Origin of the sequence: Citrobacter sp. FDAARGOS_156 (assembly GCF_001559235.2) — a bacterium.
Taxonomy (GTDB): Bacteria; Pseudomonadota; Gammaproteobacteria; order Enterobacterales; family Enterobacteriaceae; genus Citrobacter; species Citrobacter youngae.
The window spans coordinates 509,379-522,728 of record NZ_CP014030.2; the positions used below are offsets into that span (position 1 = coordinate 509,379).

The following is a 13,350-nucleotide window of genomic DNA, read 5'->3' on the forward strand; positions in this document are numbered from 1 at the left end:
TGATCATTTTGATCTACATCTCTGTAACGTAAAATATAAAAGGAATTAGCTATCGAATCTGTGGGTTATTTCGACTATATCTTATCTCTGGTGGTGTATATCGTAGTCAGAACACTGTAAAGGGAGCATATAGATGAGCATGTCCGACGATAGCCAAAACGCATCAACTGCCGGTAAGTGTCCTTTTCATCAGGGCGGTCACGACCAGAGCGCGGGAGCAGGAACGAACAACCGCGACTGGTGGCCTAATCAACTCCGTGTAGATTTGCTGAACCAACATTCCAACCGTTCGAACCCGCTGGGCGAGGACTTCAACTACCGCAAAGAATTTAGCAAACTCGACTATTCTGCCCTGAAAGGGGATCTCAGAGCCCTTCTGTCCGAATCTCAACCGTGGTGGCCTGCTGACTGGGGTACCTATGCCGGTTTATTCATCCGTATGGCATGGCACGGTGCAGGGACCTATCGCTCCATCGATGGACGCGGTGGCGCGGGTCGCGGACAGCAGCGTTTTGCACCACTGAATTCCTGGCCGGACAACGTTAGCCTTGATAAGGCGCGTCGTCTGCTGTGGCCAATCAAGCAGAAATATGGTCAGAAAATTTCCTGGGCCGACCTGTTTATCCTCGCGGGTAACGTGGCGCTGGAAAACTCAGGTTTCCGTACCTTCGGTTTTGGCGCAGGGCGTGAAGACGTCTGGGAACCGGATCTGGACGTAAACTGGGGTGATGAGAAAGCCTGGCTGACTCACCGCCATCCTGAAGAGTTGGCAAAAGCGCCGCTGGGCGCAACCGAAATGGGCCTTATCTATGTGAACCCGGAAGGGCCGGACCATAGCGGCGAACCGCTTTCTGCGGCAGCGGCTATTCGCGCGACCTTCGGTAACATGGGAATGAACGACGAAGAAACTGTCGCGCTGATTGGTGGTGGTCATACGTTGGGCAAAACCCACGGTGCAGCACCAGCATCCCATGTTGGTCCTGATCCGGAATCTGCACCAATTGAAGCGCAGGGCCTGGGCTGGGCCAGCAGCTACGGCAGCGGCTCGGGTGCAGATGCCATCACTTCTGGTCTGGAAGTTGTCTGGACGCAGACTCCGACCCAGTGGAGCAACTATTTCTTCGAGAACCTGTTCAAATATGAGTGGGTGCAAACTCGCAGCCCGGCAGGCGCTATTCAGTTTGAAGCGGTTGACGCACCGGAGATTATCCCCGATCCGTTTGATCCGTCGAAAAAACGCAAGCCAACAATGCTGGTCACCGACCTGACCTTGCGCTTTGATCCTGAGTTCGAGAAGATCTCTCGTCGTTTCCTTAACGATCCGCAGGCGTTCAACGAAGCCTTTGCCCGTGCGTGGTTTAAACTGACGCACCGTGATATGGGGCCGAAAGCGCGTTACATCGGACCGGAAGTACCGCAAGAAGATCTGATTTGGCAGGATCCACTGCCGCATGCGTTCTTCAACCCAAGCGAAGAAGACATTCTTAACCTGAAGGCGACCATTGCAGCTTCCGGACTTTCTGTCAGTGAGCTGGTATCGGTGGCGTGGGCTTCCGCATCGACTTTCCGTGGTGGTGACAAACGTGGTGGCGCTAACGGTGCGCGTCTGGCGCTGGATCCACAGCGCGGCTGGGATGTGAATGCCACCGCAGCACGCGTTCTGCCTGTGCTGGAAGGTATTTATAAATCTGCTCATACCGCCTCGTTGGCCGATATTATCGTGCTGGCCGGTGTGGTCGGTGTCGAGAAAGCGGCAAGCGCGGCGGGTGTTAACATCACTGTACCTTTTGTTCCGGGCCGCGTAGATGCGCGTCAGGACCAAACCGATATCGAGATGTTTGAGCTGCTGGAGCCTATTGCAGATGGTTTCCGTAACTATCGTGCCCGTCCTGACGTGTCGACCACCGAGTCGCTGCTGATCGATAAAGCGCAGCAGCTGACCCTGACAGCACCGGAAATGACCGTGCTGGTGGGCGGGATGCGCGTACTGGGTGCCAACTTTGATGGTAGCCAGCATGGCGTCTTTACCGATCGTCCTGGCGTACTCAGCACTGACTTCTTCGTCAATCTGCTGGATATGCGTCATGAGTGGAAGGCGGTTGATGAGTCAAAAGAGCTGTTTGAAGGCCGTGATCGTCTGAGCGGCGAAGTAAAATACACCGCAACCCGCGCCGATCTGGTATTTGGTTCTAACTCTGTACTGCGCGCAGTGGCTGAAGTTTATGCCTGCAGCGATGCCCACGAGAAGTTCGTGAGAGATTTCGTGGCCGCATGGGTGAAAGTGATGAACCTGGATCGTTTCGATCTGCTGTAACAGACGATGCCGGATGCCGCTTGTGCGGGTCCGGCATCGTAGGAATAAAAAAATCCCCGCATTTGCGGGGATTTTTATTGGCAGGTTATTCCCACTCTTGCAGATACCGCTGGCCATACTGATCGGCCACCAGCAGCGCAGCGTAAACCTGATCCGGCGTGGCGCCGCCCGGCATGTTGTGGATAGTTTCGCCTTCGGCACAAGCCGCTTCTGCCACAATACGCATTTTCGCCGGGATATCCTGTTTGATGTCCAGTTGCGCCAGGGTAATCGGCAAGCCAACGGAATGGCACAGCGCTGCCACGGTTTCGATTTCGTCTACCGGCGCGTTTTCCAGCACCAGTTGCGTCAGCGTGCCGAAAGCCACCTTCTCACCGTGGTAGTAGTGATGCGCATCCGGGATTGCCGTCAGACCGTTATGAATGGCGTGTGCCGCAGCCAGGCCGCCGCTTTCAAAACCGACGCCGCTCAGATAGGTGTTAGCTTCAATTACACGCTCCAGTGCAGGCGTGACCACGTGCTGCTCGGCGGCCAGCATCGCTTTTTCACCTTCTTCGATCAGCGTATTGAAGCACAGCTCAGCCAGTGCCAGCGCCGCCTGAGTGCATTGACCACCCGCCATGGTTGTTGCGCCGCTGCGTGAGCAGGCGCGTGCTTCAAACCAGGTTGCCAGCGCATCGCCGATACCTGCTGCCAGCAGACGCGCCGGTGCGCCCGCGACAATTTTGGTATCAACAATGACCCTGTCCGGGTTGTTCGGCAGCAGCAAATAGCGATCGAATTCACCGGCATCGGTGTAAATGACGGACAGCGCGCTACATGGCGCATCGGTAGAGGCGATGGTTGGCGCAATGGCGACAGGCACGCTCATAAAGTGCGCCAGCGCTTTGGCGGTATCCAGCGTTTTACCGCCGCCAATACCGAGCACGGCACCGCATTGCGCTTTTTCTGCCACGCCACGCAGGCGGTCGATTTCGTTTTGCGAACATTCGCCGCCAAATGGTGCAATTTCCAGCGCCAATCCGGCGTCATGGAAGCTTTTTTCCAGCGCAGGTTGGGCAAAGCCTAAGACAAACTTGTCCCCAACGACCAGCCAGCGCTCTGCCAGTGGTTTGAGGTAGCTGCCAAGACGGGTAATAACATCAGCACCCTGGATGTACTTACCAGGTGATTGAATAATGCGATCCATACTTTATTTCCCTCACAGGTTGATGTGACCAAATGCGTTGTTCCAGTCCTGCTCAAACTTCTCTATCGCTGACTCTACCGCAGGGGTATTGAGCATTTGTTGCGCTACGTCTAATGGCAGGGTGATTGCTTCACATCCTGCCAGCAAGCAATCCAGCGCCTGACGTGGAGTTTTAAAGCTGGCCGCCAACACCATGCTGTTCGGTGTATGCAGTTCCAGTAACGTTTGCAGTTCCTGTACTGTGCGAATTCCGTCGCCGCCCTGCGCGTCGATACGGTTAACGTAAGGCGCGATATATTTCGCTCCTGCCAGCGCAGCCAGTAGCCCCTGAGAAGCACTGTATACCGCGGTGCCCAGTGTGGTGATACCCTCTTTTTTCAGCATTTTGATCGCGGCCAGACCTTCAGCCGTGACGGGAATCTTCACCACCAGACCGGGCACGGCGTTGCTCAGGCGTCTGGCTTCTTCCACCATGCCTTGTGCATCCCGGCTCATGGTCTGGGCAAACAGAATGCCCTCTTCGCCAATGGCGTTCTGCAGGCGTGGCAGTACATCCCAGATGGATTCTTTGCTTGCTGCCACAATGCTTGGGTTGGTGGTGACGCCCGCGATAGGGAAGATGCGGGCCAGACGTTCGACTTCCGCGACGTTGGCGGTATCAAGATAAAGTTCCATACAAAAACACCCTCTATGTTTTCCGTTAGCTGCCCGTTGCCGGGTTGCTTTGCTATGCACAGGATAAGAGTGTTTCGTCACGCGGCGCTATCTGACAAATCTGCCAAAAGCTGGATAAATGTAATATGTCTATAAAAGTGAGAGATACTTCACATGTAAGTGATATGTGCTGGTATATGTTTTTTGATAATACAAAAATCCAGTAAATGTTACCTTTGTCTCCGTTTTCTGTCCCAGTATGCGATGATTACTGGTCAGTTTTTTTCTCCGACAACTGGCTGTGATACTGCCGACGATACTCTGACGGCGAACGTTCAGTATTCTTGCGAAACAGGCGGCAGAAGTAGTTGCTGTCAATAAACCCACAGGTGTGCGCCACGTCTTTGATCTTCAGCTCGTAACCCTTGAGCAACGTTTTTGCGTGTTCCAGTCGCGTGTGGTTCAGGTATTCGTTAAACCCGATAGCGCCCGTTTTTTGAAACAGGTGGGAGAGGTAGTTGGGTGAAATGTAAAACGCCTGTGCGACGGATTCACGGGTGAGCGGCGAAGCGTAGCGTTCGTCAATATAGCTGCGAATGGCGTCGAAAAGCGCCTGACTACGTGATGCGGTTTGGATCTGGCTGCCGAGCAGATCGCGACAGTGACTCAGCAAGCTTGCAACGATTAGCCTGGCTGTTTGCTGCTCCTGCGGCTGCATTTGCATCTCATGGAGCGTTTGCAGCAGAAAAGAGCCAATACGCGGCCCACGCCGAGCGACGTTCTGGTGGGTAAGGTTTTGATATTGCTTGCCGTCCCATTGGACGATGCTGAAACCCAGTTGCTGTTTGCCGAACAGAATGCTGAGTGTCGTGACCGGTGTGACCCACTGCGGAATATTCCAGCCGCCAGCCGGAACAAACAAGACATCGCCGGGGGTAAGCACCTTATCGATGCCAGAATCCGCAAATTCACCTTCCAGCACGATTTCCAGTCGCGGAAAATCGACCTTATACGCCAGTTCTGGCGTTGCGGCGTTGGTGCTGGCGAAATAAATCTGCCGCAGCGGCGTGGGGCCGTTAATCAGGCGGGAAAGTAGGTGGCTGATGTTGTGATACATGTGAATCCCTGACAGATCGTGGACAGGGAAACAGTAACCGTCATCATAAAAAAAGGCCACTCTTAAAGAGTGGCCTGAGAGGGCATTACTGATTCCCGATTTGATCACCGTAAGGCAGGGAGTCGTAATCAATCAGGGCGTTTTTCTTGTACGGATTACCAATCCAGCGGGTCGTCTCTTTGAACTCCGGGCTGGTAATAGAACGGGTCGGATCGAAACCGTCGTACGTAAAGCCGGCCAAATCTGACCAGGTATGGATAAGTTCAGAGCTGCTGTACTTGCGATTAACGTCCTGTGAGAAGTCGCGTGGGTGCGCAGCCTGCCATTTTTCAGACGTCCACAGCAGGAACGGTACCGTATACATATGGCGCGTTGGGCTATCTTCGTTACGACCCTGCGTTTTATGTGGCGGCGTGTCATACACTTCTTCACCATGGTCAGAGAAGTAGAGCAGGAAGCCGTTTGGATCAGTTGCTTTGTAGTCTTTGATCAGGCTGGCAATGATATGGTCGTTATAGACGTTGGCATTGTCATAATCGTTATATGACTCCAGTTCATCACTGCTCAGACCTGCAGGTACGTTCTCGGTATTACCGTCAAACTTGCCCTGGCCTTCCGGATAGCGGAATTTGTATTTAATGTGCGTACCCAGCAAGTGAACGATGATGAACTTTTTCGGAGCCGGGTCGGCCATGACTTCTTTAAACGGCGCCAGTACGTTGCTGTCATATTCACGCGCACTTTGGGTACGCTGCTGGTTCATATAGAACTGCTTGTCTGTCTGCCGGGAAAATACGGTCAGCATGGTGTTACGGGCGGTCATTGTTTGCTGGTTGGTGATCCAGAAGGTTTTATAACCCGCCTGTTTCATCATATTCATCAACGACGGCTGCGTCAGATATAAATCCGGGTTCTTCTCGTTCGCGAAGGTCAGCGCCTGTTGCAGGATTTCAATCGTGTACGGACGTGAGGTCACGACATTATTGAAAACGGTGAAGTTTGGATCGGATTTATGCAGCGCATCCAGTTCCGGCGTGGTTTCACGTGGGTAGCCGTACAGGCTCATGCGGCCACGTTGAGTTGACTCGCCAATCACCAGCACCAGCGTACGCGGAGCATCACCAGAATTGTCTTTAAAGTTAGCCAGTGGTGGCAGTGCGTTGTTCTCATTCAGCAGGCTATTTAATGCGGTCAATTGTTGACGGTATTGATAATAACCAGAGATGAACTGCCATGGCGCGGCAGGCTCCATGCGCGATGCAAGGCCGCCCAGCGTTTTCTCAAAAGGCTTATGCTTGATAAACGTATTGACGGTCATTGGGTGCAGAATTAAACCGTACAACAGCGCAAATGACACCAGATAACGCCATGGCGAAGGAATATGAACCGGGCGTAAACGCGTCCACAGCAGGATTGCGGTTGCTGTGTAGGCCAGTGCGATAAGTACGATCTTGAGACTGAAATATTGGCTCAGATATTCGCGGGCTTCGTTGGCGTTGGTTTCAAACATGACGAACAGAACGCTTTGTGAGAATTCTTGTCCGTAAATAACATAATAACTCAGCGCGGCCAATGAAGCAGCCCAGAGTGCCACACCAATAACGGCAGCGATAATGCGAATACGGTTCGGGAATAAGAATACCGGAATCAACCACAATGAGCTGAACAGTATTGAGTCGCGTAATCCGTTAGTTCCGCTATAGCCAGTAAAATAAATAATGGCCTGGAGTAAGGTAGAGAAGAACCAAAAATAGAGGAGTGCCCAACCCAGGGCTTTCCAGCTAAATTTGGGTTTAGACTGGAGTTGTAAGGATTGCATAGTGTGAGCCTGTCTTTAATCGTAGCGCCAACGTTAGCGGCTAAACATTAAGAGGATCTGAAGCAATGCGAGTCGAAAATCGCGTTCTGCTAACAAATATCCATTGGATGTATAAAATGCAGACAGGAATATATTAAAAATGAGATGGTTATGACAGCAGTATTTTATATCACCCTCGCGCAATAGCACGAGGGTGACAGGCATAAAAATTAGCCGGTGTTACGCATGCCGGCAGCAACGCCAGCAATTGTCACCATCAGCGCTTGTTCGACGCGTGGGTCTGGTGCATGACCTTGCTCTTCTGCCTGGCGCGAACGATATAATAATTCGGCCTGTAAGACGTTCAGTGGGTCAGTATAAATATTCCTTAACTGAATAGACTCGGCAATCCATGGTAGATCGGCCATCAAATGTGAGTCATTGGCGATTGCCAACACCACATTGATATCGGCTTCCAGACGCTGACGCAGTTCTTCACCCAATGGCCAAAGCTCTTTTTTGACCAGGCGCTGATCGTAGTACTCCGCCAGCCACAGGTCAGCTTTTGAGAACACCATCTCCAGCATGCCAAGACGCGTGGAGAAGAATGGCCAGTCACGGCACATTGCTTCAAGCTCGCTTTGCTTACCGTCTTCAACCACTTTTTGCAGTGCCGTACCCGCACCCAGCCAGGCCGGAAGCATCAGGCGGTTCTGCGTCCAGGCGAAGATCCACGGAATAGCACGCAGAGACTCTACGCCACCGGTCGGGCGACGTTTTGCCGGACGTGAGCCGAGTGGTAACTTGCCCAGTTCCTGCTCTGGTGTTGCGGAACGGAAGTAAGGTACAAAGTCTTTGTTTTCACGAACATATCCACGATAGAGATCGCAGGAGATATCTGAAAGCTCATCCATGATATGACGCCAGTTATCTTTTGGCTCCGGCGGCGGTAACAGGTTAGCCTCCAGAATTGCGGCAGTGTACAGCGACAGGCTGCTGATGGTGACTTCCGGCAGGCCGTACTTAAAGCGGATCATCTCACCTTGTTCTGTCACGCGCAGGCCGCCTTTCAGGCTGCCTGGCGGTTGAGAGAGCAGTGCCGCATGGGCAGGCGCGCCGCCGCGACCAATGGAGCCGCCGCGACCGTGGAACAGCGTCAGTTCGATACCGGCTTTTTCGCAGGTTTTGATCAGCGCGTCCTGTGCCTGGTATTGCGCCCAGGAGGCCGCCATCACGCCCGCATCTTTTGCGGAGTCAGAGTAGCCAATCATGACCATCTGTTTGCCCTGAATAAAGCCGCGATACCAGTCGATATTCAGTAGCTGGCTCATGACATCATCGGCGTTGTTCAGGTCGTCCAGCGTCTCAAACAGCGGGGCAACAGGCATAGCAAAACCAATGCCGGATTCTTTCAGCAGTAAATGCACCGCCAGTACGTCAGACGGTGTTTTCGCCATTGAGATAACATAGGCAGCAATGGAGCCATAAGGCGCTTCGGCAATCACCCGGCAGGTATCGAGCACTTCACGGGTATCGTTGCTCGGTTCCCAGTGACGCGGCAGCAGCGGACGCTTGGAATTCAGCTCGCGGATCAGGAACGCTTGTTTATCCGCTTCTGACCAGTTTTCGTAGTCGCCAATTCCCAGATAGCGGGTCAGTTCGCCCAGTGCTTCGGTATGACGAGTGCTTTCCTGACGAATATCAATGCGTACCAGCGGTACGCCAAAACATTTCACGCGCCTAAGGGTGTCGAGCAACTCGCCATTGGCGATGATGCCCATACCACAGGCCTGTAGAGACTGGTAACACGCGTATAGCGGCTCCCAAAGCTGTTCGTTTTGGGTTAGCAGGCCAACAGGTTTTGGCAGTTTTTCGCCTTTCAGACGCGCTTCCAGCCAGGCCTGAGTTGCCATCAGACGTGAACGCAGCATTTTCATCAGATAGCGATAAGGTTCTGCCGCACCTTCTTCACCGACCAGCGCCATCAGTTCCGGAGTGGCTTCAACCATCGACAGTTCAGAAATCAAAAACTGGATGTCTTTCAGGAACAGGTCAGTGGCTTTCCAACGGCTAAGCAGCAGCACATGGCGGGTGATATCTGCGGTGACATTCGGGTTACCATCACGGTCGCCGCCCATCCAGGAGGTAAAACGTACCGGAACAAAATCGACAGGTAGCTTATAGCCCAGATGTTCTTCCAGCTGTTCATTTAGCTCGCGCAGGTAGTTGGGTACGCCTTCCCACAGGCTGTTTTCAACCACTGCGAAGCCCCATTTGGCTTCATCAACCGGGCTTGGTCGTAGTTTACGGATTTCATCCGTATGCCAGGACTGAGCAATCAACTGACGCAGACGACGCATCAGCTGGTGGCGCTCGTAATCGACGATGTCTTTATTATCAAGCTGTTTGAGGCATGCGTTTACTTCACCCATTTTATGAATCAAGGTGCGGCGGGTGATTTCGGTTGGGTGCGCGGTCAACACCAGCTCCAGAGACAGCGATTCCACGGCTTTCTTGATGGTGGTTTCATCGAGGTTGGGCTGGTCTTTCAATTTACGCAGGGTGCGAGCAATCACTTCCGGGTTGCTGGCAGCTTCGCCTTTTGGCGAAATACTATGGTACTGCTCGGCGGTATTGGCCAGATTCAGGAACTGGCTAAATGCGCGGGCAACGGGCAGCAGCTCGTCGTTAGACAGATTTTGCAGTGTGGTGAGCAGTTCCTGGCGATTAACTTCATTGCCAGCGCGGGATGACTTGGACAACTTACGGATTGTTTCTACGCGGTCGAGAATGTTCTCTCCCAGCGCGTCCTTGATGGTCTCTCCCAGCACTTTGCCGAGCATACTGACATTACTACGCAACGCGGAATATTGTTCGTTCATATTTACCCAGACACCCCATCTTGAAATTATTAGCCCTGTATTTTTCGGGCTTAACTTTTTAGCCGTCTTTTATAAAGCCACGTAAAACTCGTGGCGTCAATTGCTGCGAAATCGGTTCAGCAAACGAAAAAATGGCGGCAATTTACGTTATTTAATTCACATCGAACCAAATAAGCGTTGCTTATGGAAATGTTAAGAAATCGCCCCAATTACCCCTAAAGGGTTATCAGGGCAACAAGCCGCTAATGCCAGCAGAAATGGTGCACAACCTGGGTGATTAATTCGCGGGTTGGCTTAATAAAGCGTGTTTCCAGATATTCATCCGGCTGATGTGCCTGATTAATAGAACCGGGACCCAATACCAGCGTCGGACACAGCGTCTGGATAAAGGGCGCTTCGGTGCAGTAGTTCACTACTTCAGTCTGTGCGCCCAGCAGTTTCTCAACCACCTCGACCAGCTGATGGTCCGGCGGACACTCATAGCCAGGAATGGGCGGATGCAGTTCCGATACCGTCAGGCGACCCGGCCAACGTTCACTGACCGGGGCCAGCGCATCGTTGAGTAGCCCATTCAGATCGTTAAGCGTCATGCCGGGTAGTGGGCGAATATCCATATGCAGTTCGCAGCAGGCGCAGATACGGTTAGCAGCATCGCCGCCATGAATATGACCCAGATTTAACGTGGGGTACGGCACGGTAAAGGCGTCATGGTGATAGCGTTCTTTCAGGTCATCGCGCAGCTTCATGATATGGCCGATGGCATCATGCATCAGTTCAATCGCATTCACGCCGCGTGCCGGATCGCTTGAGTGACCCGACTGACCCAAAATTCGAATTGCGTTGGAGATATGGCCTTTGTGCGCGCGAACGGGCTGCAGAGATGTCGGTTCGCCAATGATTGCACAGTCCGGGCGGAGCGAGGTCGTTTCAGAAAAGTAACGTGCGCCGGCCATACTGGTTTCTTCATCAGCGGTAGCCAGAATGTAGAGTGGTTTTTTCAGTTTCGTTACATCTACACCGCGCAGTGCATCGAGAATAAAGGCGAAAAAGCCTTTCATATCCGCCGTACCCAGACCGTAAAGCTTATTGTCGTGTTCGGTGAGGGTGAAGGGATCGCGTGTCCAACGGCCATCGTCAAAAGGTACGGTATCGGTATGGCCTGCCAACAACAGGCCGCCAGCACCGTGCCCGACACTCGCCAGCATGTTGAATTTATTGCGCGTACCAGGAACAGGCTGAACTTCAACATTGAAGCCTAAATCTTTAAACCAGTTCGCCAGCAGAGTGATTAAACCTGCATTGCTTTGATCGAGCGCTTCTTCGGTTGCGCTAATCGACGGTGTGGCAATCAGAGCGCGGTAAATCTCGATAAATGGCGGTAAATTGTTTTTCATTGTTGACACACCTCGGGTCATGATAGTATCAATATTCATGCAGTATTTGTGAATAAAAATACAATAACGTTGAGCGTAATAAAACCCACCAAGTGTAAGGTGAGGTGATAAAGGCTTATACCTGGCAACCGAATCTAAGAAGGTGAACAGCTCCGATGTTGAATACGCTGATTGTGGGCGCGAGTGGCTACGCTGGCGCAGAGCTTGTGACCTATGTAAATCGCCATCCTGATATGACCATAACCGCTTTGACCGTCTCAGCGCAAAGCAATGATGCAGGAAAATTAATCTCCGATTTACATCCGCAGCTAAAAGGCATTGTCGATTTGCCGTTACAGCCAATGTCCGATATCAGCGAGTTTAGCGCAGGGGTGGACGTTGTGTTTCTCGCGACGGCTCATGAGGTCAGTCATGATCTGGCACCGCAGTTTCTGCGTGCCGGGTGTGTGGTGTTTGACCTCTCAGGCGCGTTTCGCGTAAACGACGGCGCATTTTATGAGAAATACTATGGCTTTACCCATCAGCATCCTGAACTGCTGGAACAGGCGGTATACGGTCTGGCTGAGTGGAGCGCAGACAGACTGAAAGACGCGAATTTGATTGCTGTGCCGGGTTGTTACCCGACGGCAGCACAATTGTCGCTGAAACCACTGATTGATGCCGGGCTGTTGGATCTCCGTCAGTGGCCGGTGATTAACGCCACCAGTGGGGTGAGCGGTGCGGGCCGTAAGGCCGCTATTTCGAACAGCTTTTGTGAAGTGAGCCTGCAACCATATGGCGTGTTTACTCACCGCCATCAGCCGGAAATCGCGACTCACCTGGGTACGGAGGTGATCTTCACTCCACATCTGGGCAATTTCCCACGTGGGATCCTGGAAACCATTACCTGCCGTCTGAATGCGGGTGTAACTCAGGCTCAGGTAGCGCAGACGCTGCAACAGGCGTATGGCGATAAACCGCTGGTGCGTCTGTATGACAAAGGGGTTCCGGCGCTGAAGAATGTGGTTGGATTACCGTTCTGCGATATCGGGTTTGCCGTACAGGGTGAACACCTGATCGTCGTGGCGACGGAAGACAACTTATTGAAAGGCGCGGCGGCACAGGCGATGCAGTGCGCAAATATTCGTTTTGGCTTTGCCCAAACGCAGTCTCTTATTTAAGGGTGCAACAATGAATCCATTAATTATCAAGCTGGGCGGCGTTTTACTGGATAGCGAAGAGGCGCTGGAGCGTCTGTTTACCGCGCTGGTAAATTATCGCGAGTCGCATCAGCGTCCGCTGGTCATTGTGCACGGTGGTGGCTGTGTCGTCGACGAGCTGATGAAACAACTCAATCTGCCGGTGAAAAAGAAAAATGGTCTGCGTGTTACGCCAGCCGATCAAATCGACATCATCACAGGGGCACTGGCGGGAACCGCGAATAAAACTTTACTGGCCTGGGCGAAGAAACATCAAATTGCCTCTGTGGGTCTGTATCTTGGCGATGGCGACAGTGTAAAAGTGACGCCACTCGATAAAGAGTTGGGTCACGTTGGACTGGCGCAGCCGGGTTCGCCTAAGCTGATTAACACGCTGCTGGAAAGCGGTTTTCTGCCGGTAGTGAGCTCTATTGGCGTTACTGAGGATGGGCTGTTGATGAACGTTAATGCCGATCAGGCGGCGACGGCGCTGGCGGCAACGCTGGGTGCGGATCTGATCCTGCTTTCTGATGTGAGCGGTATTCTGGATGGCAAAGGCCAGCGTATTGCCGAAATGACCGCGACGAAAGCGGAACAGTTGATTGAACAGGGCATTATTACCGATGGCATGATCGTGAAGGTCAATGCGGCGCTGGATGCTGCGCGTACGCTGGGCCGCCCGGTAGATATCGCTTCCTGGCGTCATGCTGAGCAACTCCCGGCGCTGTTTAACGGCACGCCGATTGGTACGCGTATTCTGGCTTAACTATTAATGTGCCGGATGGCGGCTTCGCCTTATCCGGCCTGGATGGGTTTTGTAGGCC

At 52.8% G+C, this 13,350-nt stretch carries 9 protein-coding genes; 3 read left to right on the top strand and 6 right to left on the bottom strand.

What is annotated here, in order from left to right; all coding sequences use genetic code 11:
* Window positions 1–133: 133 nt before the first annotated feature.
* Window positions 134–2,314, top strand: coding sequence for a catalase/peroxidase HPI (gene katG / locus AL515_RS02495; protein WP_061066979.1), 2,181 nt, complete (start codon window positions 134–136; stop codon window positions 2,312–2,314).
* An 85-nt stretch (window positions 2,315–2,399) separates the two neighbouring features.
* On the opposite strand, the gene gldA is transcribed toward katG, so the two are convergent.
* The 6 genes from gldA to argE all read right to left on the bottom strand — a co-directional run bounded on the left by gldA (window position 2,400) and on the right by argE (window position 11,348).
* Complete coding sequence (gldA, locus tag AL515_RS02500; RefSeq protein WP_061066980.1) at window positions 2,400–3,503, bottom strand: bifunctional L-1,2-propanediol dehydrogenase/glycerol dehydrogenase; 1,104 nt, start codon at window positions 3,501–3,503, stop codon at window positions 2,400–2,402.
* Window positions 3,504–3,515: 12 nt separating this feature from the next.
* On the bottom strand, window positions 3,516–4,178 hold the full coding sequence (gene fsa, locus AL515_RS02505) for a fructose-6-phosphate aldolase (protein WP_061066981.1): 663 nt from the start codon (window positions 4,176–4,178) through the stop codon (window positions 3,516–3,518).
* A 247-nt stretch (window positions 4,179–4,425) separates the two neighbouring features.
* Window positions 4,426–5,274 carry an AraC family transcriptional regulator gene (locus tag AL515_RS02510; protein WP_061066982.1) on the bottom strand — a complete coding sequence of 283 codons (849 nt, stop codon included), beginning with the start codon at window positions 5,272–5,274 and terminating at the stop codon, window positions 4,426–4,428.
* Between the two features lie 85 nt (window positions 5,275–5,359).
* Entirely contained in the window at window positions 5,360–7,093 is a 1,734-nt protein-coding gene (locus AL515_RS02515; RefSeq protein WP_061066983.1) for a phosphoethanolamine transferase CptA, read from the bottom strand.
* Window positions 7,094–7,302: 209 nt separating this feature from the next.
* On the bottom strand, window positions 7,303–9,954 hold the full coding sequence (gene ppc, locus AL515_RS02520; RefSeq protein WP_048213977.1) for a phosphoenolpyruvate carboxylase: 2,652 nt from the start codon (window positions 9,952–9,954) through the stop codon (window positions 7,303–7,305).
* 242 nt (window positions 9,955–10,196) lie between these two features.
* Window positions 10,197–11,348, bottom strand: coding sequence for an acetylornithine deacetylase (gene argE, locus AL515_RS02525; RefSeq protein WP_061066984.1), 1,152 nt, complete (start codon window positions 11,346–11,348; stop codon window positions 10,197–10,199).
* A gap of 155 nt (window positions 11,349–11,503) precedes the next feature.
* On the opposite strand from argE, the gene argC reads away from it, so the two are divergent.
* Window positions 11,504–12,508, top strand: coding sequence for an N-acetyl-gamma-glutamyl-phosphate reductase (gene argC, locus AL515_RS02530; RefSeq protein ID WP_061066985.1), 1,005 nt, complete (start codon window positions 11,504–11,506; stop codon window positions 12,506–12,508).
* A gap of 10 nt (window positions 12,509–12,518) precedes the next feature.
* Window positions 12,519–13,292, top strand: a complete 774-nt coding sequence (argB, locus tag AL515_RS02535) for an acetylglutamate kinase (RefSeq protein ID WP_048213974.1) — start codon at window positions 12,519–12,521, stop codon at window positions 13,290–13,292.
* Window positions 13,293–13,350 lie beyond the last annotated feature (58 nt).